Source organism: Pseudomonas sp. NMI542_15 (assembly GCF_021283425.1).
Classification (GTDB): Bacteria; Pseudomonadota; Gammaproteobacteria; order Pseudomonadales; family Pseudomonadaceae; genus Aquipseudomonas; species Aquipseudomonas fortuita.
On sequence record NZ_JAJSRO010000005.1, the window covers coordinates 201,850 to 224,734 of the forward strand.

Annotated in this window: 22 protein-coding genes and 1 tRNA gene; 8 read left to right on the forward strand and 15 right to left on the reverse strand. The window is 62.9% G+C overall.

Annotated features, from left to right (window positions below; translation table 11 throughout):
• A complete protein-coding gene (locus LU684_RS11085) occupies positions 1 to 2,337 on the reverse strand; it encodes a TonB-dependent receptor (RefSeq protein WP_232894642.1) in 2,337 nt (778 codons plus the stop codon).
• A gap of 192 nt (positions 2,338 to 2,529) precedes the next feature.
• On the opposite strand from LU684_RS11085, the gene LU684_RS11090 reads away from it, so the two are divergent.
• Complete coding sequence (locus tag LU684_RS11090) at positions 2,530 to 3,444, forward strand: LysR family transcriptional regulator (RefSeq protein WP_016484372.1); 915 nt, start codon at positions 2,530 to 2,532, stop codon at positions 3,442 to 3,444.
• Positions 3,445 to 3,508: 64 nt separating this feature from the next.
• Here LU684_RS11090 and LU684_RS11095 read toward each other — a convergent pair whose 3' ends face one another.
• The gene (locus LU684_RS11095; RefSeq protein ID WP_016484371.1) at positions 3,509 to 4,414 is read right to left on the reverse strand and encodes a TauD/TfdA dioxygenase family protein; all 906 of its coding nucleotides are present in this window, start codon (positions 4,412 to 4,414) and stop codon (positions 3,509 to 3,511) included.
• A 40-nt stretch (positions 4,415 to 4,454) separates the two neighbouring features.
• Positions 4,455 to 5,492 carry an ABC transporter substrate-binding protein gene (locus tag LU684_RS11100; protein WP_023048650.1) on the reverse strand — a complete coding sequence of 346 codons (1,038 nt, stop codon included), beginning with the start codon at positions 5,490 to 5,492 and terminating at the stop codon, positions 4,455 to 4,457.
• Between the two features lie 297 nt (positions 5,493 to 5,789).
• Between LU684_RS11100 and LU684_RS11105 the strand changes: the two genes are divergently transcribed.
• Together LU684_RS11105 and LU684_RS11110 are read left to right on the forward strand one after the other, a co-directional pair.
• A complete protein-coding gene (locus tag LU684_RS11105) occupies positions 5,790 to 7,394 on the forward strand; it encodes an ABC transporter permease (RefSeq protein WP_269803281.1) in 1,605 nt (534 codons plus the stop codon).
• Positions 7,391 to 8,254: an ABC transporter ATP-binding protein gene (locus LU684_RS11110; RefSeq protein WP_016484368.1), complete on the forward strand. Its 864-nt coding sequence runs from the start codon at positions 7,391 to 7,393 to the stop codon at positions 8,252 to 8,254. Before LU684_RS11105 ends, LU684_RS11110 begins: the two co-directional genes overlap by 4 nt.
• Before the next feature lie 66 nt (positions 8,255 to 8,320).
• On the opposite strand, the gene LU684_RS11115 is transcribed toward LU684_RS11110, so the two are convergent.
• From LU684_RS11115 to LU684_RS11150, 8 genes are all read right to left on the reverse strand, one after another.
• Positions 8,321 to 8,608, reverse strand: coding sequence for a DUF971 domain-containing protein (locus LU684_RS11115; RefSeq protein WP_016484367.1), 288 nt, complete (start codon positions 8,606 to 8,608; stop codon positions 8,321 to 8,323).
• On the reverse strand, positions 8,608 to 9,573 hold the full coding sequence (locus LU684_RS11120) for a HEAT repeat domain-containing protein (protein WP_016484366.1): 966 nt from the start codon (positions 9,571 to 9,573) through the stop codon (positions 8,608 to 8,610). The genes LU684_RS11115 and LU684_RS11120 overlap by 1 nt, the downstream gene beginning before the upstream one ends.
• Positions 9,570 to 10,421, reverse strand: a complete 852-nt coding sequence (locus LU684_RS11125; RefSeq protein WP_096425451.1) for an ABC transporter ATP-binding protein — start codon at positions 10,419 to 10,421, stop codon at positions 9,570 to 9,572. The genes LU684_RS11120 and LU684_RS11125 overlap by 4 nt, the downstream gene beginning before the upstream one ends.
• On the reverse strand, positions 10,421 to 11,203 hold the full coding sequence (locus LU684_RS11130) for an ABC transporter permease (protein WP_232894644.1): 783 nt from the start codon (positions 11,201 to 11,203) through the stop codon (positions 10,421 to 10,423). Before LU684_RS11130 ends, LU684_RS11125 begins: the two co-directional genes overlap by 1 nt.
• 15 nt (positions 11,204 to 11,218) lie before the next feature.
• Positions 11,219 to 12,625 carry an ABC transporter substrate-binding protein gene (locus tag LU684_RS11135; protein ID WP_060518101.1) on the reverse strand — a complete coding sequence of 469 codons (1,407 nt, stop codon included), beginning with the start codon at positions 12,623 to 12,625 and terminating at the stop codon, positions 11,219 to 11,221.
• Between the two features lie 118 nt (positions 12,626 to 12,743).
• Positions 12,744 to 12,989 carry a 4Fe-4S dicluster domain-containing protein gene (locus tag LU684_RS11140; RefSeq protein ID WP_008096634.1) on the reverse strand — a complete coding sequence of 82 codons (246 nt, stop codon included), beginning with the start codon at positions 12,987 to 12,989 and terminating at the stop codon, positions 12,744 to 12,746.
• A 162-nt stretch (positions 12,990 to 13,151) separates the two neighbouring features.
• The gene (locus LU684_RS11145) at positions 13,152 to 14,876 is read right to left on the reverse strand and encodes a fumarate reductase/succinate dehydrogenase flavoprotein subunit (protein ID WP_095116582.1); all 1,725 of its coding nucleotides are present in this window, start codon (positions 14,874 to 14,876) and stop codon (positions 13,152 to 13,154) included.
• Positions 14,873 to 15,622, reverse strand: a complete 750-nt coding sequence (locus tag LU684_RS11150; RefSeq protein ID WP_016484361.1) for a GntR family transcriptional regulator — start codon at positions 15,620 to 15,622, stop codon at positions 14,873 to 14,875. Before LU684_RS11150 ends, LU684_RS11145 begins: the two co-directional genes overlap by 4 nt.
• A 198-nt stretch (positions 15,623 to 15,820) precedes the next feature.
• On the opposite strand from LU684_RS11150, the gene LU684_RS11155 reads away from it, so the two are divergent.
• The 3 genes from LU684_RS11155 (at position 15,821) to LU684_RS11165 (ending at position 18,393) form a co-directional block, all read left to right on the forward strand.
• A tRNA-Arg gene (locus LU684_RS11155) sits at positions 15,821 to 15,897 on the forward strand.
• Positions 15,898 to 16,058: 161 nt separating this feature from the next.
• Entirely contained in the window at positions 16,059 to 17,789 is a 1,731-nt protein-coding gene (locus LU684_RS11160) for a dipeptidase (RefSeq protein WP_016484360.1), read from the forward strand.
• A gap of 166 nt (positions 17,790 to 17,955) precedes the next feature.
• Positions 17,956 to 18,393, forward strand: coding sequence for a CBS domain-containing protein (locus tag LU684_RS11165; protein ID WP_016484359.1), 438 nt, complete (start codon positions 17,956 to 17,958; stop codon positions 18,391 to 18,393).
• 6 nt (positions 18,394 to 18,399) lie between these two features.
• Here LU684_RS11165 and LU684_RS11170 read toward each other — a convergent pair whose 3' ends face one another.
• The 3 genes from LU684_RS11170 to LU684_RS11180 form a co-directional block, all read right to left on the reverse strand.
• Entirely contained in the window at positions 18,400 to 19,038 is a 639-nt protein-coding gene (locus LU684_RS11170; protein ID WP_023048232.1) for a hypothetical protein, read from the reverse strand.
• 69 nt (positions 19,039 to 19,107) lie between these two features.
• Positions 19,108 to 19,350, reverse strand: coding sequence for a DUF2789 domain-containing protein (locus tag LU684_RS11175; RefSeq protein ID WP_016484357.1), 243 nt, complete (start codon positions 19,348 to 19,350; stop codon positions 19,108 to 19,110).
• 60 nt (positions 19,351 to 19,410) lie between these two features.
• On the reverse strand, positions 19,411 to 19,869 hold the full coding sequence (locus tag LU684_RS11180; protein WP_016484356.1) for an aminoacyl-tRNA deacylase: 459 nt from the start codon (positions 19,867 to 19,869) through the stop codon (positions 19,411 to 19,413).
• A 97-nt stretch (positions 19,870 to 19,966) separates the two neighbouring features.
• Between LU684_RS11180 and LU684_RS11185 the strand changes: the two genes are divergently transcribed.
• Together LU684_RS11185 and LU684_RS11190 are read left to right on the forward strand one after the other, a co-directional pair.
• A complete protein-coding gene (locus LU684_RS11185; RefSeq protein ID WP_232894645.1) occupies positions 19,967 to 21,313 on the forward strand; it encodes an NfeD family protein in 1,347 nt (448 codons plus the stop codon).
• A 2-nt stretch (positions 21,314 to 21,315) separates the two neighbouring features.
• Entirely contained in the window at positions 21,316 to 22,068 is a 753-nt protein-coding gene (locus LU684_RS11190) for a slipin family protein (protein ID WP_016484354.1), read from the forward strand.
• Between the two features lie 32 nt (positions 22,069 to 22,100).
• On the opposite strand, the gene LU684_RS11195 is transcribed toward LU684_RS11190, so the two are convergent.
• On the reverse strand, positions 22,101 to 22,733 hold the full coding sequence (locus LU684_RS11195; protein ID WP_232894646.1) for a LysE family transporter: 633 nt from the start codon (positions 22,731 to 22,733) through the stop codon (positions 22,101 to 22,103).
• Positions 22,734 to 22,885 lie beyond the last annotated feature (152 nt).

Sequence of the window (22,885 nt, forward strand, 5' to 3'; positions counted from 1 at the left end):
TCAGAAGTCGTAACGGGCGGTGGCGCCGAAGGTGCGCGGGGTGCCGAGCACGCCGGCATAGCCACCGTTGGCGGAGTTCCACAGGCTGGTGAAGTAGGTTTTGTCGCCGGCGTTTTTCACCCACAGCGACAGGTCGACCACGCCATCGCCCTGGTCCAGGCGCACACCGGCGGAAAGGTTGACCAGCGCATAGCTGGGGATCTGGCCGAAATCGGAATCATCGATGGTGCCCACGGCCTTCGAGCGGAAGGCATAGCTGGCAGTGACGTAAGGCTCGACATGCTCGGTGGCTTGCCACTTGTACTGGGTGTTGAGGTTGGCGATGTACTTGGAGGCGCCGACCACCTGGTGGCCGGACAGGTCGCAGGTGGCGGTGGCATTGGCCAGGCTCACCTCAGGCGGGCATGGGGCATCCTTGTATTCGGTGTAGCGCACGTCGTTCCACGAGCCGTTGAAGTTGACCGTGAGGCCGCGGATCGGCAGCGCCGTGGCTTCGAACTCCAGGCCGCGCGAGCGCACGCTGCCGGCGTTGGCCAGGTACTGCACGCGGTTGATCTGGTCGTAAACGTTGGCCTGGTAGCCATGCACCTCGGCCCAGAACAGGTTGCTGTTGAGTTGCAGGCGACCGTCGAACAGGGTGCTTTTCAGGCCCAGTTCGGCGTTGTTTACCCGCTCGGTACCCACCAGCAGCGAATCGGTGCCCAGCCGTGGTGCAGCGCCAACAGTAAGGTTGACGCCACCAGACTTCTCACCGTGGGTCAGGGTGGCATAGCCCAGCAGCTGCTCGTTGAAACGGTAGCTCAGGCCCAACAGGCCGGAAGGGCTGAAGCTGTACTGGTTGAGGTCGCCCGAATCGTAGGCCCCTATCCGGGCTTGGCGCGCGGCAGCAGCTGCCCCGGTTACAGCGGCGCCGCCGTCAGGTGCGTCGCGGGTCACCCAGGCGCTCTTTTCTTCATAGGTACCGCGCACGCCGGCGGTGAAGTCCAGGCGGTCGGTGACATGCCAGGTGCCCTGGGCGAACAACGCATAGCTGTCGGTATCGATGTGCCCGTCACCAATGCTGTTGACGTTGTTCAGCGCACCGGCCGGTGTGAGGTTCCAGACATCCGCCTGCGGCCCGTAGTAAGTAAAGGATTTGTTGTCCAGGTCCTGCTTGAAGTAATAGGCACCCAGCACGTAGTCGAAGGCGCCACCCGTAGGCGAAGCCAGGCGGATTTCCTGCGAGTACTGCTTGTCACGTACCGAAACCCCGGCGCTGTAGAACACCGGTACGTCAAGACCATCGTCGTTGCGCGGGGTGAAGTCCCACCAGCGGTAGGCAGTGATCGAAGTCAGGGTGAAATCATTGGGCAAGGTCCAGTTGGCCTCCACCGAAGTGCCGCCCTGGAACACCGTCACCTGCTGGTCGGCGTCGAAATTGACCTTGCGATCCTTGCCCGACACCAGCGTCGCGCCCGCCTGGGCGGCCAGGCTTTCGTAGCGGTTGACGCCATTGATGGTGGGGCCGGTGCTGTACAGGCTGAGGCTGCCGTTGTTGGAGTCTTCTTCGTTGTATTCGCCAATCCAGCGCAGGTTGAATGTTTCGCTGGGCTTGAACAGCAATTGTGTGCGGAAGCCTTGGCGCTTGCCGCCGTTGAGGTCGTCACCGTTGTGGATGTTCTTCACATAGCCGTCGTCTTCGGTGCGGTAGGCACTGATGCGCCCGGCCAGGGTCTCGCTGATCGGCCCCGAGAAGCTGCCTTGGGTTTGCAGATAGCCGTCTTCGCCAATCGACTGCTGGATGCTGCCTTCGCGGTGGAAGGTCGGCTTGCGCGTAGTGATGTTGAGCACGCCGGCCGTAGTGTTCTTGCCGAATAGCGTGCCCTGCGGGCCGCGCAGCACTTCCAGTTGCTCCACATCCAGCAGGTCGAATACCGCCATGCCGGGGCGGCCGAGGTAGACGTTGTCCAGGTAGATGCCGACGCTGCCCTCCAGGCCATCACTGGCCGGATTGTTGCCCAGGCCACGGATCGAGATGCTCGACTGACGGGCATGCACGTAGGCGACGTTGGTGCTGGGTACCAGTTGTTGCAAATCCTGCACGCGGTAGATGCGCTGGGTTTCCAGGGTTTCGCTGTCCAGCACGCTGATCGGCGTGGGCACGCTTTGCGCGGTTTCTTCGCGGCGGCGGGCATTGACCGTGACGGTGCCGAGCTTGGCCTCCTGCTCCACCGCCGGGGTGGCGCTGACCGGCTCTTCGGCGAAGCTGCCAGAGGACGCCGCCAGTAGCACGCCGGCGGCCAAGGGTTGCAAGGTGAAACGCGACGCGCGCGCAGGCCAACGAGAAAGTCCGGACATGCAAATGCTCCTTGAGGCGTGGGCCCTGGCGAGCATTTCCGTTGGCGGAACCGAATCGCGGTCAGTCGGGCTTATATTCTTTTAAGTGATATAAATATTTGTAATTCATATTTAGTGGAATAAGTAACACCCTTTATAAGGGGACTCACCCTTGTCAGCAATTGCATTTGACCGAAGGTTTTAATGTAGAAAATGCATATCGATCTGCGTCAGCTGCGCCACTACATCGCCCTTGTCGAGCACCGCAGTTTCGTGGCCGCTGCGGCGGCGGTGAACCTGTCGCAATCGGCCTTCAGCCGCAGTATCCAGACCCTGGAGCACAACATCGGCTGCCGCCTGGTCGACCGCGCCAGCAAAGAACTGGCGCCCACCCGCCAAGGCTTGCTGGTGCTGGAGCATTCGCGGCGGCTGGTGCATGGGGCGCACAATCTGGTCAATGAGATCCACCAGTTCAACGGCGCCACGACCGGGGTGGTGCGCTTTGGCTCCGGCCCTGCGCCAGCCGGTGGCCTGGTGCCGCGGGCGGTGGCGCGCTTCGTGGCCGAGTACCCGGCGGCGCGCACCTGCTTCCAGGTGGACAACTGGCAGGCGCTGAACCGCAAGCTGGTTGCCGAAGAGATCGAGTTCTTTGTCGCCGACACGCGCCAGTTCGAGTCCGACCCGGACTATCAGGTGCACAAGCTGACGCCACAACGCTGGCATTTCTGCTGCCGCGCCGGGCACCCTCTGACCGAGCAGGAGGCCGTGCAGGCACGCGACCTGTTCGACTACCCGATGGCCACTACCTTCCGCCCGCCGAACATCCGCAAGATCCTCAGCGACCTCAGCGGGCGCCAGGACTTCTTGCCAGCGGTGGAGTGCGAGCACGGGTATGCGTTGCTGAATGTGGTGATGCATTCGGACACCATCGGCATTGCCTGCAATGCCAATTTGCGGCCGTATCAACGCGAGGGCGGGCTGGTGCAGTTGAAGCTGGCTGACCTGACACCGGAGCAGGAAGAGGCGTGCCATACCCGCTATGGGGTGGTAAGCCGGGTGGGGTATGGCTTGTCGCCGTTGGCGCAGGGGCTGGTCAGGCAGTTGATTGCCTGTGATACCGAAATGTGAAGGCGTGCGAAGCCAGATGTAGGAGCAGCCTTGTGCTGCTCCTACACAGGGTTCTCTACTGGGCTCAGCCCTTGCGGGTAGTCCGGCTCAATTGGCCATCCACGCCCACCGGCACCTCTCCCGCCAAGGTCACACGCCGTACCACCCGTGGCTGGGTCCCGTAGTCATCCACCGCATAATGCTGCGTCGCGCGGTTATCCCAGATCGCCACATCCCCCGCCTGCCAGCGCCAGCGCACAGTGTTCTCCAGGCGCGTCACATGCCCTTGCAGCACAGCAAACAGGTGCTGCGAATCCGCCAGCGAATAGCCTTTGATGCGTTTCACGAAATGCCCCAGTTGCAGCGCCCGCTCTCCGCTGATCGGGTGTACGCGCACCACCGGGTGTTCGGTTTCGTACACCGTGGAGGTGAACACCTTGCGGTAGCGCTCCAGCTTGGCCGGGTCCACGTCGGGCTTGATGCTGGCGTAGTCGTATTCGTTGCTGTGCACCGCCCACAGCTTGTCGGCCAGTTCGCGCAGCGGCTCGGGCAGCTCCTGATAAGCCGCAGCCGTGTTGGCCCAAACGGTATCGCCACCCGAAGCCGGCGCTACCACGCTACGCAGGATCGAAGCCTTGGGGTAGGCGTCGACGAACGTCACGTCGGTGTGCCAGGAGTTGGCCCGCTGGCCTTCGGCGCCATCGAGTTGCAGCAGGTAGCTGGTGCCATCCACCACCGGCACGGTGGGGTGGGCTACCGGCTCGCCAAGCCGTTTGGCAAAGCCTTCCTGGCTTTGGTCATCCAGGTGGGTCTGATCACGGAAGAAGATCACCTTGTGCTGCACCAGTGCAGCCTGGATGGCCTCGATGGTGGCGGCATCGAGGTCGGCGGACAGCCTGACCCCGCGAATTTCCGCGCCGATACGGCCGGCAACCGGGTGAATGTCGAGTTCAAGGGCTTGTGGCGCGGTGGCCAGGGCGGCATTGCTCATGGTCATGGTCCTTGCGGTCATTGTCGGGTTTTTTGAAGGTTCAACGGGCGGCCTGCACGGGCTGTTCCTGTTGCAGCGCCGCATCGAGGAAGCGTGGCTCGACCCAGTCGGCTACCTGGAAGCCACGGCGGATCAGGCGCTCCTTGGCGGCCAGGTCTACGCCCTGCTGCAGCTGGCCTACGAAGTCAGCGTCCAGGCGTGGATCGAAGTAATGGGCAAGGTCTTCCTTGGCCAGGTCATCGCTGAGGATGTTGCGCGGCCAGTTGGCGTTGCTGGCCACCAGATCGATATAGGCCTGGCGGTTGTGTTCATCGCGCAGCCAGGCACTGGCTTGCTGCTGGGCATTGATCAGGCGCTGGACCAGCTCGGGGTATTTACGGATGAAATCGCCGGTGCCCAGCAGCACCGCCTGAGTGCTGCCGGCCCCTTCCAGGTCACGCGAATTGACCGGGAGCTCGACCAGCCCGCGCTCTCGCAAAGACAGCAGGTTCGACAAACCCCAGGTGGCGTCGATCTGTTTGGCGGCCAGCGCAGCATTGGCGGCGTTTAAATCCAGGTTGATCACTTTCAGCTCACGCTCGGAAAGCCCCTGGCTGGCCAGGGCGCTGGCGAACGACAGCTGGTTGGCTGTGCCGCGGAACACCGCCACGCGCTTGCCCTTGAGGTCTTGCAGGGTCTTGATGCCAGAGCCGGGCACCACGCCCAGGTAGCTCTTGACCCCACGCACGCCAGCCGACAGCACGCGGGTGTCCAGGCCATTGGCCTTGCCGACGATCGCGGCCAGGTCGCCCAGATAGGCGAAGTCAGCCTGGCCGTTTGCCAACGCCTCGTTCACCACGGGCCCGGCGCCCTTGAAGAAGTGCCAGTCGATGCGGATGCCGTCCTTGGCAAATGCCTTCTCCAGTAGCTGCTGGTCACGCAGCACATCGACCACGCCACCGGCGCTGGGCTTGCTGCCGGCACTGAGGTCGGGCACGGCGATGCGAATGCTTTCTGGCTTGGCGGGTTCAGCCGCGTGGGCACCGAGGGTGAAAGCCAGCCCAAGGGCGGTAATCAGGTGGCGCAACGGGGTTTTCATGGCAAGGCTCCTTGGCAGGCTGCCACCGGCGATGGCCGGCGCTTTGGCCAGAAGCTAGGCAGGTCTGGTTAGAACCTACAAAGATCAAAACTTCATCTTTCAGTAACTGGAAGGCATAAATCAGGCGACATGCGGGGCTGCGGGGAGCTTGCGGAAAACGCATGGAAAATATGAGGAAAACGCAACGCAAGAGGGCTTCCGTATGCAGGGAACGCATGCTCTTATCTCTTGAAGATCACTTTATTGTTTTTTTAATTCCATAAGTGAATAACCTAACAACGCTTCGAGAGATGGCCGATGAATGGAGTGCTGAGCAGGAATCGGGGGGGGCCGCTACGCGACCCATTCGCGGCGCAAGGCCGCTCCCACAGGGATCGCATACGCTCTGGGAAACGGGTTCTTCCCTGGTTGTTGCCTGTGATGATTGCACTGCTTTGGGGGGTGGCGAGCCGCCAGCACTGGATGAGCGAGCAGATCCTGCCGGCACCGGCACTGGTGTGGCAAAGCGCACTGGAGTTTGGCTCCGGCGAGCTGTGGGGGCACCTGTGGATAAGCCTGCAACGGCTGTTCTGGGGGTTGGCGGCGGGCATTGCCAGCGGCCTGCTGCTGGGGGTATGGCTGGGTGCTTCGCGCCGGGCGCAGACGCTGGTACTGCCGACGTTCGTGGCGCTTGCCCAGGTCCCCACCCTGGCCTGGATTCCGTTGTTCATGTTGTTCTTCGGCATCGGCGAGCTGCTCAAGCTGGTGGTGCTGGTAAAAGCCGTGGTGGTCCCCGTGACCTTGCACACGCTGGTGGGTGTACGCGATGCCCAGCCAAAACTGCGCGAGGCCGCTGCGGCTCTGCGCCTGCCAAAGCACCTGCTGTTCCTGCGCCTGTTGCTGCCAGCTGCCCTGCCCGCCTTCCTCACGGGCGTGCGCCTGGCCCTGGCTACTGGCTGGACATCGCTGTTGGCGGTCGAGTTGCTGGCCTCCAGCGAAGGGATCGGGTACCTCATGGTTTGGGGGCGACAGCTGTTCATGCTCGACCTGGTGATGCTGTGCATCCTGGTGATCGGCCTGGTCGGCGCCGCGCTGGAGCGCAGCTTCTCAGAGCTGGAAAAGCGCCTGCTGTATTGGCCGCAACCGGCCACTGGCGAGCAGCAGCGCGGGCCTCTACCGCGCGGCTGGCAAAGCCTGCTGCTGCCACTGGGGATATTGGTGCTGTGGCAGGCCAGCAACAGCTTCGGCTGGGTTGACCCGAACATCCTCACCTCGCCATTGGAAGTAGTGCGCACGCTGCTCGTCGGCCTGGCCGATGGGTCGCTGCCGCAAGCCTTGTTGCTGAGCCTGCAACGCACCCTGAGCGGCCTGTTGCTGGGCGGCGCCGCGGGCTTGCTGGCCGGATTGCTGCTGGGGCTCTCCAACACAGCCGAACGCCTCTTCGGCCCGAGCCTGTCGGCCTTGCGCCAGGTGGCGCTGTTTGCTTGGGTGCCTTTGCTCACTGCGTGGTTCGGGCTGGGTGAAGGGGCCAAGCTTGTGTTCGTTGGCCTGGCCGCCTTCTTCCCGCTGCTGATCGCTACCCAGCGCGGTATCGCCAGCCTGTCGCCACAGCTGGGCGAAGCGGCCCGCACCCTGCGCCTGAACCTGTGGCAGCGCCTGCGCCTGCTGGTGCTGCCCGGCGCGGCACCGGCGATTTTCGCCGGCCTGCGCCTGTCGCTGATCTACGCCTGGCTGGGCACCATCGGCGCGGAATACTTCATGCCGTCGGACGGCGGCATCGCCAGCCTGATGATCGGTGCCCAGCAACTGTTCCGCATGGACCAGGTGATGGCTGCCATGGTCCTGATCGGCCTGGTCGGCGCCCTGCTCGGCACCCTTGGACAACGCCTCGAATCGCGCGCTACGCGCTGGAGAACCGCATGAACGCATTCAACACGGCCCACCTGCAGGCGGCCAACCAGCCCAACAGCACCCCGCCTCTGGTCAGCTTCGAGGGGGTCGGCAAGGTGTTCAGCGTGGACGGCCAGCCGTTCGAAGCTATCCGCAACTTCAACCTGTCGATCAACGAAGGTGAGTTCATTGCCATCGTCGGCGCATCCGGTTGTGGCAAATCCACCTTGCTGCGCTTGCTGGTGGGGCTTGATACCGAATACAGCGGCAGCATCCGTGTCGACGGCCAAGCGGTCAGCGGCATTGGTGGCGAACGCGGCATCGTGTTCCAGGAGCACCGGCTGTTCCCGTGGTTGAACGTGGAACAGAACATTGCCTTGGGGCTGGTCAACGAGTCGCTCACCCAGGGTGAACGCGCCAGGCGGGTGCATGAATTCGTGCAACTGGTGGGACTGGTCGGCTTCGAGTCGGCCTATCCACACCAGCTATCGGGCGGCATGGCGCAGCGCGTGGCGATCGCCCGTGGCCTTGTGGCCAGCCCGCGTATCCTGCTGCTCGACGAGCCGTTCGGCGCCCTGGATGCTCTGACCCGCCAGCAACTGCAAGACGAGCTGCTGGCCATTCGCGAACGAGCAGGTATCACAACTTTGCTGGTGACCCACGATGCCGAGGAGGCAACATACCTGGCTGATCGGGTTGTGGTGCTGGAGCCACGCCCGGGCAGGATCAAATCGGTGGTCGAGATAGACCTGCCACACCCGCGGTTACGTACGGGTGTGGCACTGCATGGGCTGCGCGAAAAGGTGCTGCACCAGATCACCGGGGATGGCGGTTACCTGCCACCGCCGGGGCGACGGGTGGAAGGGCTGCGGCCGGAGCTGATTGCATTGTGAATGACCGGCGACAATTTCAGGGCAGATACAAGGCTGCTCCTATAGGGGATGCGGTAGCCTGAGGGATCAGCCTCCCTTGCTGACTAGGTCACGCAAGTAAGCCCAAGGGTAGATCCCGCGCTCATGCCCATCGCTGAACACCAGCTGCACGCCATATCCCTGCGAGGTAATCCGCTCCACCCGCACATCGTCGCGCACCAGGCTGATCCCCCCCGCCAGCCGCGCCGCACGGCATTGTGAGCAAGGGCAAGCACCGCGCAAACGGGTATGGCTGAGGCTGTGCTCGCCGTCTTCCCATTGCAGCAGCAGCTGCCCTGGCCCGCGCAAGTTGCGAATGGCTTGCGGGGCGTTCATCAGGCAGCCCCGCGCAATTGCGCCAGGGCAATCCGTACAGCCTTGCGCACCTCGGGGTCGCTGTCAGCCTCGGCGGCCTGCAGCACCGGCAAGGCACGCGCCTGGCCCAGCTCGCCCAGCGCCAGCGCTGCCTCCTTGCGCAAGTTGGCAATGCCATGGCCCAGCAATAAGCCAAGCGCGTCCAGTGCAGCGGCATAGCGCAGCCGACCCAGTGAGCGCGCTGCCCGCAGGCGGACCTGCCAGAAGTCGTCGGCAAGGGCATCCACCAGCGCCGGGCCTGCTTGGTCCTGACCGACTTTGCCTAACGTGGTGGCGGCTTCCTCGCGCACTTGCCAGGCCTGGTCAGCCAATGCCGTCACCAGCGCAGGCAACACCGAGTTGTCCCGGGCAAGGCCCAGCGCGCCGATGGCCGCACGGCGCACCTCGGTGTCCGGCTCGGCCTGGGCGAGCCCTGCCAGCGCCAGCAACGCCGGCTGGTGCTTGAGCCAGCCAAGAATGCCCACTGCCTCACGCCGCACGGCCGCATCGTCATCGGCCAGCGCCAGCAGCGCTGGTTCGGCAGCATCCTCCAGGCGCAGCTCGCGCAAGGCTCGCAAGGCACTGGCGCGGACGAAGGCATCGGCGTGCTTGACCCAAGGCAGGATCAGCTGACCGGCTTCAAGGCTCTTGAGTTCGCTGAGGCTCTGCGCTGCTGCCAGCCGTACCGGCTCGGCGACATCGGCCAGCGCAGCGCACAGGGCTTGCACAACTTCGGGTTCTTCCCAGGCCTCAAGCAGGCGCGCGGCCTCGGCACGCACCTCGTCGGCGGCGTCCACCAGCAGGGCATCGGTGAGCCAAGGCAAGCCATCCGGGTCTTCCAGGTCGGCCAGCTCGATCAGGGCGATGCGGCGCACGCCAGCGTCGGTGGCATCAAGGCGAGGCAACAGGGCAAGGATGTCGGGGTTGTCGGTCGTTCGGTCAGTCATAGCGCGATCCGTAGCGGTGGGTGGTCGGTGGCAGGCAGGCCCAACGGGGTCAGGCGCGGCAGTTCGCGGCCTTCCTCGTGGCGCAGCAACGCCAGGCAGTGACGCTTGAGGTGGGTGAATTCAGGGGTGGTCAGCAGGCGGGTGCGGCGTGGCCGCGCAAAGTCCAGGCGCATGTCTTCGATAAAGCGACCGGGGCGCGGGCTCATCACCAGAATACGGTCGGCCAGGAACAGCGCTTCGTCGATATCGTGGGTGACGAACACCACGGTGGTACGGATGCTTGCCCAGATATCCAGCAACAGCTCCTGCATGCGTGCACGGGTTTGCGCATCCAGGGCGCCGAAGGGTTCATCCATCAGCAATAGCCCCGGGCGGTTGATCAGCACCCGGGCAATTTCGGCCCGTTGCTGCATACCGCCTGACAGCTGGCTGGGCCAGCGCCCGGCAAAGTCGGCCAGCCCTACCAGTTGCAACATTTCGCGTGCTTGCCGGTGACGTTCGGCCCGGCCCAGGCCCTGCATCTTCAGGCCGAAGGCCACGTTGTCGAGCACGCTTCGCCAAGGCAGCAAGGTGTGATGCTGGAATACCATGCCACGCTGCGGCGACGGACCGGAAACGGGCTGGCCGTCCACCTTCAACTGGCCGCCGCTGGGCACCAGGTGCCCGGCCAAGGCGCCGAGCAACGTTGACTTGCCACAACCAGAGGGGCCGAGGATGCAGACAAACTCGCCAGGCTCTACGGCAAAGTCCAAGCGCTGCACCGCCTCGAACGCGTCGCTGCCGTGCCCCAGGTGTATCGACAGGCCATGCCCTTCGATACGCCCTGGCGCAAGTTGAAAGCTGTTCATCACCCGGCCCTCCGAGTGCGGTACCAGGGCGTGGCCAGCTCGCCGATGCGCTTGACCAGGGCACTGCTACCCATGCCCAGCACGCCGATCAGCAGCATGCCGACGATGATGTCCGGGTAGTTTTGCAAGGTGTAGGACTCCCAGGTGTAGTAGCCGATGCCGAACTGCCCGGAAATCATCTCGGCAGTGACCAGACAGAACCATGAAGTCCCCATGCCGATGGCCAGGCCTGTGACGATACTGGGCAACGCCCCAGGCAATACCACTTCGCGCAGGATCGCCCAGCGCCCGGCACCGAGGCTGCGCGCCGATGCCACCAGCCGCGGGTCGACTGCCTCCACGCCGTGCACGGTATTGAGCAGGATGGGGAACAACGCGCCGGTGAACGTGATGAACACCATCGACAGTTCCGACGACGGGAACATCAGGATCGCCAGCGGAATCCACGCCACCGCCGGAATCGGCCGTAGCACTTCCAGCGGCGGCAGCAGGGTGTCTTCAGCCCATTTCGAGCGGCCGATCAGCAACCCCAGGGCCACGCCAGTCAGCGCCGCAGTGGCATAACCGGCAAATACCCGCGACAGGCTGCTACCCAGGTGCGCCAGCAGCGTGCTGGAGGTCAGCAATTGCCAGGCAGCTTCCAGCACCGCCTTGGGTGTGGGGACATAGGTGAACGTCAGCAGACCGACGTCCAGCTTCACGCTTGCCGCCAGTTGCCAGAACAGCAGGCAGGCCAGCAGCGAAGCCAGGCGCAGCGGCCAGCGCTTGAGGTTGCGGGTCATGTCGGTGGCTCCCGGTCAGCGCTGGGCGACCAGCTTCTGGTTGGCACTGACGAAGTCCAGCGCCTCGCCACCATGGGCCTTGGCGTACTGCTCGGCTTGGTCCTTGAGCAGGAACGCCGCCAGTTCGCCGTCGCCGTTGCGCACGAACCAGGCCTGGTTGGCCAGCAACTTGATCCCGCTGTCGGCGGCCTGGGCGTAGATGGCGCGGATGTCCTTGCCTTCCTGCTCCAGTTGGGCCAGGGCGCCCAGGGCCGCTTCTGGCGACGCGTAGTGGCGTACCTTGTCTTCACCACGCACCCAGACCTGTGCCAGGCGGCTGAAATCGGTGATCGGCTTGCCGGTCAGCGCATCATTGGCTTTGAGCGGTAACGGGTCGTAGTTCTTCAGCGCCTTGTCGTAATCCAGCCCAGCTTCCTTGAAGGCCCCGCGGATGTACTGGTCGTCGATGAACTTGTCGGTGTCCAGACCACGGTCGGTCTTTTTCAGCAGTTTGAGCGTATCGATGGACGTTGCGACTGCCTGGCGATATTCAGGCTTCCAGGTCAGGTCGCGGGTCTGCAGGCCGAGCGGGCCATGGAACAGGTAATTGACCTCGGCTTCGATCCCCGTGACCTTCTCGATCAATTCGCTGTACTTTTCAGGCTCCGCAGCTATCAAGCGGTCGGCTTCAAGGCTGGCGCGCAGGTAGGCGGTGACCACTTCCGGGTACTTCTTCGCGTAGTCGGCATCGACCAGGGCACCATGGAACGTCGGTGCGTTGGCCTGGGCGCCGTCATAGATCTTGCGGGCAAAACCCCGGTTGGGGAACAGCTCGGCGAACGGCACAAAGTCGGCGTGGGCCTCGATGCGGTTGCTGCGCAGGGCGGAACCGGCGATCTCCGGCGCCTGGGCGATGATCCGCACATCCTTCTGCGGGTCCCAACCCTGGGCTGCGACGGCGCGCAACAGCATGCCGTGGGCAGTGGAAGCAAACGGCACCGAAATGGTCTTGCCCTTGAGCTCCGCCAGCGACTGCACGCTGGACGCGGCGGGCACGACGATGCCGTTGCCGCTGCCATGCACGCTGCCTGACAGCACACTGATGAACAGGCTGCGCTTGCCGGCATCCAGGTGGGCAACGCCGTTGAACGACCCCGGGAAGTCGGCCATGGCGCCGAAGTCGAGTTTGCCGGCGACCATTTCGTTGGTCAGCGGCGCACCGCTGGTGAAGTTCTTCCATTCGATCTGGTAGGTGGCATCCTTATACTTGCCGTCGTGCGGCAGGTACTTGTCCAGCAGGCCCAGCTCACGTATCAGCAGGCCGCCGGTGGCGCAGTTGATGGTGGTGTCCTGGGTGCCGATCGCGATGCGGATGGTTTCGGCGCTGGCGTTCAGGCCAGTGAGCGCCAGCGCGAGGCCGGCCACGGTTGCTGCAAGGCGCATGGGTATTTCCCCTCGAATCGTTATAAGAGTTGGCGTCGTCTCCGCCCCCGGCTTGGGTGGTGGGAAACGAGGGGCACAGCAGGAGGGCGTCCGGGGGTTGACCGGATGGCAGGATGAATCAGCGGAGCAGGTACGGAATGTCGACCTTCACCGCGCCAGTGGGGCAATCCTTCTCGCAGGGCATGCAGTACCAGCATTCATCGAAGGCCATGTAGGCCTTTTGCGTGGCTGGGTTGATCGCCAGCAGGTCCATGGGGCAAACCTCGACGCACACGGTGCAGCCTTTTTCGGCGATGCATTTGTCTTCGTCGATGGTGACCGGGGCGCTGCTGCGAAAGAAGATTTCTTGCGGCTGGTAGGCCATTTCACGGAGTCCTTGGGGCCTGTGGCCCTCGTTCTGTTTTTTGCAGAGGCTGATGGCCTCATCGCCGGCAAGCCAGCTCCCACAGGAGGGTGCAGACTTCACCGCCGATGCAGTACCTGTGGGAGCCGGCTTGCCGGCGACTGGGCTGTGAAGCAGCCCCATTCACGCTGCATCAGCCTTCACCCGCAACCGGTCATAAGCGGTCTGCTCATCGGCTTCCAGGGCAATCAGGTAGGGTTCGACAGCCTTCTTGAAACTGGTCATTTCACCGTTCTCACCTTTTTTCAGGTGGCAATGGCAAAACCACTCGCCATCGTTGCGCTCAGGGAAATCCACCCGGTGGTGGTACAACCCCCACCGACTTTCCTCGCGGAACAGCGAGGCGCGCGCCGCCATCTCGGCGCAGTCGCGAATCACTGACACTTCCATCGCACGCATCAGTTCATGAGGGTTGCTGGCTTTCATCTGCTCAAGGTCACGCTCGATCTCGGCAAAGCGCGCCAGGCCAATTTCCATCTTCTTGGTCACCTTGGGCGGCTGCAGGTAATCGTTGACCATGCGCCTGAGCTTGTACTCGACCTGGGCGGGCGGCAGGCCATGCTCACGCTGCAGCGGGGCAAACACCCGCGCGCGCTCGCGCTCCACCTGTGCGGCATCAACCTCGGCGAGTTCGCGCCCGGCCACGTAGTGCGCGGCGTTTACGCCGGCGAACCAGCCATAGGTAAAGGCGCCGAGCATGTAGTTGTGCGGCACCGCAGCCATATCGCCTGCGGCATACAACCCTTTGACGCTGGTTTCGGCCTTTTCATTGACCCACACGCCGGATGCCGAATGCCCGGAGCAAAAACCGATTTCGGAGATGTGCATTTCGACCATGTGCTGGCGATAGTCGGTGCCACGCCCGGCGTGGAACTGGCCACGGCTGGGGCGCTCGTTGCTGTGCAGGATCTCTTCGATATTCTGGATGGTCTCTTCGGCCAGGTGATCAAGCTTGAGGAACACCGGGCCATTGCCGCCTTCGAGCTCCTGGTGGAACTCCCACATCATCTGGCCGCTCCAGTAGTCGCACTCGATGAAGCGCTCACCCTTGCTGTTGGCGGTGTACCCACCCAGCGGACCGGTAACGTAGGCACAGGCCGGGCCGTTGTAGTCCTTGATCAGCGGGTTGATCTGGAAGCACTCGAGGTTGGCCAGCTCGGCACCTGCATGGTAGGCCATGGCGTAACCGTCGCCGGCGTTGGTCGGGTTCTCGTAGGTACCCATCAAATAGCCTGACGACGGCAGGCCCAGCCGCCCGGCGGCGCCACAGGCCAGGATCACCGCCTTGGCCCGCACCACGCGAAACTCGCCGCTGCGGCAGTCGAAGCCCAGCACACCCGCGGCGGCGCCTTCGCCATCGAGCAGCACACGGGTGCAGACCATACGGTTGCTGATCTCGACCCGGGCACGCTTGAGCTGGCGGTACAACACCTTCTTGATGTCGTGCCCTTCGGGCATGGGCAACACGTAGGCGCCCATGTGGTGAACCTTTTTCACCGCGTAGTCGCCCGTCTCGTCCTTCTCGAACTTCACGCCCCAGCGGTCGAGCTGCTCGATGGTTTCAAAACTGTGGGTAGCGTAGGCATGCACCGTGGCCTGGTTGACGATACCGTCATTGGCTACGGTGATTTCCTTGGTGTACTGCTCGGGGGTGGCGTGGCCGGGGATAATGGCGTTGTTCAGCCCGTCCATGCCCATGCTGATCGCGCCGCTGCGCTTGACGTTGGCCTTGTCCAGCAGCAGCACGCGCAGGCTTTTGTCCTGCTCCTTGGCCTTGATCGCCGCCATTGGCCCGGCGGTGCCGCCACCGATGACGATGATGTCGTAGTCCTGGGTCTGGATGCTCATGCCTTGCCCCCCTTCTGACGGTCAATGCGCAGGCGGTACTGGAAGGCATCGCCGCGGTAGTAAAGGTGTTCGAAGTCCAGTGGCGTGCCGTCGGCAGCATGGGTCAGGCGCTCGATGCGCATGATCGGGGAGCCTTCTTCAACATCCAGGGCCTGAGTCAGGTCGCTGTCGGCCAGCACCGCATCGATGGCCAGGTCGGCATGGCCAAGGGCGATGCCACAGTCGTTTTCCAGCAACAGGAAGATGTCGCGGGTGACCAGGTCGGCCTTCTCCAGTTTTTCGCCGACAGCCTTGGGCAGCCAGGTCAGTTCAAGCGATACCGGCTCGCGGTTGATCAGCCGCACCCGGCGGATCTCGGTCACCAGGCTGCCCTCCTCGACCTGCAGCCGGGCGGCCACCAAAGCGTTGGCCGGCACATGGCGCAAGCTACGCAGGCGGTTGATCACCTCGTAGCCCATCTGCGTCATCGACTCACCCAGGCCCTGCAGGGTACTGACGTTCTGGAACGCCTTGGGCTTGGCGACGAATGTGCCTTTGCCGTGGATCTTGAAGATCAACCCTTCCTTCTGCAGGTCGCCCAGCGCCTGGCGCACGGTGATGCGGCTGACGTCGAAAGCCTTGCCCAGCTCGCTTTCAGACGGCATGCGGCTGTGCGGTGGATAAGTGCCGTCGAGGATGCGCTCGCGCAGCAGTTCCTTGAGCTGGGTGTAGAGCGGTACCGGGGACAGGGGGAGCAGTTCGGCCATGGGATCTCTTCGCTGATCGGTTACTTGTTATAACAAGTTGTGACCAGAGGATAGTGGGCATAAACCGGCTAGCGGAAATATTCATTTCGCATATGGATAGATGAAATCCTGGTTGTCGGTGCTGGCAACAGAGGAAAAAAGGCCACAGATCAAGGCGATGGACGCCACCGATTCAGATGGGTATCATGCGTGCGCGTTGCACTCGTAGCTCAGCTGGATAGAGTACTGCCCTCCGAAGGCAGGGGTCGTGGGTTCGAATCCCGCCGAGTGCGCCATATCAAAAAAGCCCTGGGCCTTGGCCCGGGGCTTTTTCGTTTGTGCGACATGTCGCGTTTCTGGTACTCCCGTGCCACGGGTCATTGGTGTTAGCGTGGGCGTCTTCCCGTTTTCTGACGGGTAACCCATGACAATGACTGGCGAAGGAATGCGCGCAACCATGCACCTGAAAAAACTCACCGCCACCACCCTGCTGCTGGCCAGCATCGGCCTGTTCACCCAGCCGGCCCAGGCCAACCTCTCCCAACAGCAGTCCGCTGCCATCGTCAAAGCCTTCGACGGCAGCAACCCAAGCGACTTCAGGCAGTTCCTCGACAAGCTCAAAGGCAGCGAGCAAGCCAAGGCCGACAACCTTGAGGCAACCCTCGATGCCTACCTGGCCAACAAGCCATTGGCCGCCGAGCAACAAGACGAAATCAACCGCCTGCTCGGCCTGTATACCCGCATCAAGTATGGCAAGGCCGCTACCGAAACCCTGCGCGAGCTGGTAGCCATCCCCACCTTCAACATCGAGGGTACGCCGCAGTACGAGAACCCCGAGTTCCTCAAGATTGCCGACAAGATCAAGGCCCTGGCCGACAGCTTCGGCCTGGCCTTCCGCAACATCGACAACCGGGTGTACGAGATTTCGCTCGGCAGCGGCAAGGAAGTGATCGGTATACATGCCCATGCCGACGTTGTGCCGGTCAACCCGGACAACTGGAAGCTGGCCGACGGCACCCGCCTGGACCCGTTCAAAGTCACCCTGGTGGGCGACCGCATGTACGGTCGCGGCACCGAAGACGACAAGAACGGCATTGTGGTGGCAATGTACGCGTTGAAAGTGGCCAAGGACGAAAACCTGCCACTCGCCCGGCAGTTCAAGCTGCTGATCGACACCACCGAAGAAACCAGCGGTGATGCCATCCCCTACTACTTCGAACGCAACCCTACCCCCGATTACAACCTGGCCCTGGACGGCGGCTACCCGGTGGTGATCGCCGAGAAAGGCTACGGCACGGTCATGGCCAGCTTCAGCAAGCGCCAGGCCAGCGGCAAAGGTGCTGAAATCGTCAACCTGACCGGCGGCCTGGCCACCAATCAGATCCCGACCACATCGGTAGCCACCCTGAACGCCGACAACCCTGCACAGCTGGCCAAACACCTGCAGCAGGCTGGTGCCAAATATGTGAAGCAGCATGGGGGCGACTTCAGCATCGACGCCACGGCCGATGGCAAACAGGTACTGCTCACCGTGACCGGTGTTTCTGCCCACTCCTCGGAACCGGAGTCCGGGGTCAACCCGGTGGCGCGCATGCTCGACTTCATCAATGGCCTCGGCCAGCAGGTGCCGCTCAAGCACAACCACTTCACCGACGCCGCCCGCTACGCTGCTGACAACTGGGGCCTGGACTACCTGGGGAACAAACTGGGCGTGGCGTTCAAGGACGCGTTCATGGGCCCGCTGACTGCATCGCCAACCTTTGTAGGGGTGGATGACAAAGGCCTGAAACTGGCGGTGAACCTGCGCATTCCCAAGGGCAAGCCGATTGCCACGATCAAGGACGAGCTGGTTGGCAAGCTGGGCAACTGGACCCATAAGAGCCATATCTCGGTGGCATTCGACTACAGCCTGGATGAGCCGATGTACCGCAACCCCGAAGGCGAGTGGGTCAAGGCCCTGCTGGCTGTAGCCAGCGAGAACCTGGGCATGAAGCATGAGTTCGGTACCTCGGCCGGTGCAACCTCGGTGCACGACCTGCCCAACGGCGTGCAGTTCGGCCTTGCCATGCCGGATGTGAAATACACCGGGCACAACGACAATGAGTTCAAGACCGTAGAGCAGTTCATGCTGGACCTGCAGGTAGTGAGCGAAATGGTGGCGCGGATCGGGCAGATGCCGAAGCTTTGATAGGCAGGGCCGGCCTTCGCGGCTTTAGCCGCGAAGGCCGGCACAGGCGGACCCCCATGACGTTTTTCAATCGACTCCATGCCGTTTCCTGCATTGCCGTGCAGAGCGCCGTGCCGGATGCTTTAGTTACTCCGAGACAGCGCTTTTTTCACCCGCAGAGGCCCGTATGAAGACCGTCGAACAAATCCTCAAGACCAAGTCCCAGCACCAGACCGTATACACCATCGGCCCGGATGACTCGGTGCTTGACGCCCTGAAAATGCTGGCGGAGAAAAACGTCGGTGCGTTACCCGTGGTCGAGGGCAACCAGGTGGTGGGTATCGTCAGTGAACGGGACTATGCGCGCAAACTGGTACTCAAGGGCCGCTCTTCCGCCGCCACCCCGGTGCGCGAAATCATGAGTGCACCCGTGGTCACCGTGGAGCCAAAGCAGAAGCTCGATTTCTGCATGAACCTGATGACCGACCGTCACCTGCGTCACCTGCCGGTGGTCGACAACGGCAAACTGCTCGGCCTGCTGTCCATCGGCGACCTGGTCAAGGAAACCATCACCGAACAGGCCAGCCTGATTCGGCAACTGGAGCAGTACATCCGCGGCGAATGACGCCCCTCAATGGTAGGCGCGCTCAAGCTCATCCAGTTGATGGTCGAAGCTGCGAAGGCGTGCCGACCAGGTGTACACCAGCACTTCCAGGTCACGGTTGACCACTGCAGTATTGCCATGGCCACTGCAGGTGGGCTCGCCCAGGTCCAGCTGGTAGCGTTCACGGGCCATGGCCTGGGCCACGCTGGACAGGTCGCGGGCATTGGCCAGCCAATGGTGATGGTGGTCATGGATTTCACGGTCGAGCACCCGGCACTGGCGCTTCAAGGCATCAAGGCTCTGCTCCAGCGGTGTCCCCTTGAGCTCGCCCATGACTTCTTCGAACGTGCGGCCGGAATGCCAGTAGCTGCCCCAGAAATAGCGGTCGAATACCGTCTCGACGCGGCGTAGTGCCACCTTGGTGTTCCAGATGGTCAGCAACGTTCGCCCCTGAATCACTTCGCGCTTGTTCAGGTGCAACTGCTGCCAGGCGATCCAGGTCAGCGCCACCAATACCACCGCCACGGTGACAGCCGCAGCCGCATACAGGAAGTGCACCGCCTGGTTCATCTGTTGCGTCTGCCTGATGCCATAGAAGTAACTGGCCGTCAGGGTGCCCAGGATCGTCACGGAGCACCAGAAGCCTGGTGCATAGGGATCTTTCATCGCGCTATCCCCTTATTGTTTTCCTGAGCATAGCAACGGCCAATCACACGTCAGGTGCCGCTCGGCGCTTTATTTTTTGCGGGGATGCAGCGCTTCGTTCAGCTGGTCGATCATGGGTATCCAATCAGCGTCGGCGGTGTAGCTTTCCTTGAGAAAAGCGCGTTGAGAGTCGTTCCAGAATGGCGCGTCCACCAATTTCACATCCTCATCGAGCGGTGAATGGGTGGTGATGAAACGATCGATTTCTACCGGGTCGTCGGGAAGACCCAATTGTTTGAAAATTTCCGAAAATGGATGAATCGGCTTGTCCATGGTTCCTCCTGGGCACCAGTCTGGGCATCGACGACGCCAGACTGGTATAGGTTGAGAGCATCAGCACAGCTCGCGCACTTCGGCGTGCGGCACCAATTTCATGTACTGCTCCATGCTCATGTGGATCAGGTGATCGTGGTCACCCGCCTCCAGATAGACATCGCCCTGGCGTGTAAGACTCGGATCAAGCAACATTTTTATCTGGTAGGCGTCGCCAAGGGCCGGCACGGCGCCGCGCTCGCAGTCGCCGAACAGGCTCGGCAGGCCACTTTCGCGGGTCAGTTGCCAGGCCCCGGACATGCGCACCTTGGTCATGTCCAGATGCCGGTTGGCCGGTAGCACGGCCATGATGTAGTTGCCATGGCGGTCATCGAGCATCACCGACTTGGCCACCCGCTCGGCGGGTACGCCGGCCGTGCGCGCCGACTCAAGGCTGGTGGCCGAGTGTGGATGGGGAATGATGTCGTAGTCGCAGTTGGCCTTGTCCAGGCGGGCCTGCAGGGTCTTTGCCATACGCATGATGCACCTCCGGTTTCACCCCCAATCTGTAATTTTAGGCGGGGTAACGCCAACCAGGGCTAAACTTGTGTAATAGGGGCAAACGAGGTGACGACAGGTGATCGCCCGCTGCTGGCGCTGGCTGTTGCTGCTGTTACTGCTTGGCATCACGCCAGGTGGCCAGGCAGCGCCCGGTGCAGTGTGGGTGCTGGGCATCGATGATGCCATCGGGCCGGCCAGCGCCGACTACCTGATTCGCAGCCTCGGGCAGGCCCAGGCACAGGGCGCGCAACTGGTGGTGATCCGCATGGACACCCCCGGTGGCCTGGACAGCGCCATGCGTCAGATGATCAAAGCGATTCTCGCCAGCCCCGTGCCGGTTGCCACTTACGTCGCCCCGAGCGGTGCCCGCGCTGCCAGCGCCGGCACCTATATTCTCTACGCCAGCCATGTCGCCGCGATGGCCCCCGGGACCAACCTGGGTGCTGCCATGCCGGTGCAGATCGGCGGCCCCCCAGGTGCGCCCAAAGACGACAAGGCCAAGGGCAGCGATGATGAAACCCCGGCACGCAAGCAGGTTAACGACGCCACTGCGTATATTCGCGGCCTGGCGCAGCTGCGCGGGCGCAATGCTGACTGGGCGGAGAAGGCCGTGCGCGAGGCCGTCAGCCTGCCTGCCAGCGAGGCCTTGCGGCTGAATGTGATCGACCAGGTCGCCGATGACCTGCCCGCCCTGCTGCGCAAGCTCGATGGCAAAACGCTGGTGGTCGCTGGCCAGCCACGCCAGCTGCACACCGCCAGTGCCAGCCTGGTGGAGCACCTGCCGGATTGGCGCACACGGGTACTGGCGGTCATCACCAACCCCAGCGTGGCGCTTATTCTGATCATGATCGGTGTGTACGGGCTGCTGTTCGAATTCATGAGCCCCGGGTCTACGGTGGGTGGTGTGGTCGGTGGTATCTGCCTGCTCTTGGCACTTTACGCTCTACAACTGTTACCGGTGAGCTTCGCCGGGGTGGCGCTGATCGTGCTGGGTATCGCCTTCATGATCGCCGAAGCCTTTCTGCCCAGTTTCGGCGTGGTCGGTTTTGGCGGCATCGTGGCCTTTGTGGTCGGCGCGCTGATCCTGATCGATACCGATGCACCCGGTTTCGGCATCCCGCTGGCCTTGATAGGCACCCTGGGAGTGCTTTCGGCGCTGCTGATCGGCGGCGTGCTGGGCATGGCCCTCAAGGCACGTCAACGGGCACTGGTCAGCGGTGACGCCGGCCTTGTCGGCAGCCTGGTTCCCGTCACCCAGGTGATGGCAGGCAACCCGCTGCGTGGCGTCGTGCTGGCCCAAGGCGAGCAATGGCAAGTGCAGTGCGCAACGCCGCTGCAAGCTGGTCAGAACGTGCGGGTGACCGCACGCCATGGCGTGATGCTGGACGTGAGCCCCGCCGCGCCTGCGGTGCAAGGAGAATGACCATGTTCATGCAAGTTGGTTTTGGTGCCGTGCTGATCGTGCTGGCGATGCTGTTGCTGTCGGCGTTTCGCATCCTGCGCGAGTACGAGCGCGGAGTGGTGTTTCAGCTGGGGCGCTTTTGGCAGGTAAAGGGGCCGGGGTTGATCCTGTTGATCCCGGTGATCCAGCAAATGGTGCGGGTCGACCTGCGCACGGTGGTGCTGGATGTACCACCCCAGGATGTAATCACCCGCGACAACGTCTCGGTCAAGGTCAACGCGGTGCTCTACTTCCGCGTGCTCGACCCGCAAAAGGCGATAATCCAGGTGGAGGACTTTCTGGTAGCGACCAGCCAGTTGGCCCAGACCACGCTGCGTGCGGTGCTGGGCAAGCACGAACTGGATGAGCTGCTGGCCGAACGTGAGCAACTGAACGGGGACATTCGCCATGTGCTGGACGCGCAAACCGACGCCTGGGGCATCAAGGTGGCCAACGTCGAGATCAAGCATGTCGACCTCAACGAATCGATGGTACGCGCCATCGCCCGGCAGGCTGAAGCCGAACGCGAACGGCGGGCCAAGGTGATCCATGCCGAGGGGGAGTTGCAGGCGTCAGAGAAGCTGATGCAGGCGGCGCAAATGCTGGGCAAGGAACCGGGGGCAATGCAGTTGCGCTATATGCAGACGCTGGGGGCTATTGCGGGGGACAGGACCTCGACCATTGTCTTCCCGATGCCGGTGGACTTGCTGACAGGGTTGGTAGACAAGCAGAAATAGGGCTGGGGCCCGGACCAGGCCCCAGCGGTCTGTCAGAGAGGTGCGCGGCGCAGGGTCGCCAGGAAAGTGGCCGCACCAATGAACAACCCGGCAAAAGTCCGGTTGAGGCGCTTCTGCTGCTTGGCCGTACGCAGCAGGCGCAACACCCGCGAAGCCAACCCGGTGTACCCCGCCATCACCAGCATGTCCACGCTGATCATCGTCACAGTGATCGCCACATACTGCGGCAACAGCGGTGCATGCGGATTGATGAACTGCGGCAGCACTGCCAGCATGAACACCAGCGCCTTGGGGTTGCTGACGTTGACCAGGAACCCGCGGAACACCAGGCTCAGCGGTTTGCCGATAGGGCGAACACCGGACTCATCGGACATGTCCATCGGCAAGGCGCGCCATTGCTTGTAGGCCAGGTAGACGAGGTAGGCAACGCCGAACCATTTGATGACCTGGAAGGCCGTAGCCGAGGCGGCCAGGATGGCGCCGACGCCGGCGGCAATGATGGCGATTTGCACAATCAGGCCCAGTTGCAGGCCCAGGGCGTTCCAGTAGCCACGCCAGAAGCCGTATTGCAGGCCGCTGGACATCGAGGCAATCGCCCCGGCACCGGGTGACAGGCTGATCACCCAACAGGCGGCAAAGAAGCCCAGCCATACTTCCATCGACATCACACACCTCGCTCGAACATTTGTTGCAAAGCGTTAAGCTAAGGTTTTGGTGAAAAAATAACCAGCGATTTCTGAGGGATTTTTGGGGCCTGTGCCGGCCTCTTCGCGGGCGCGCCCGCTCCCACAAGTACAGTGCAGTTTCAGACCCTGCG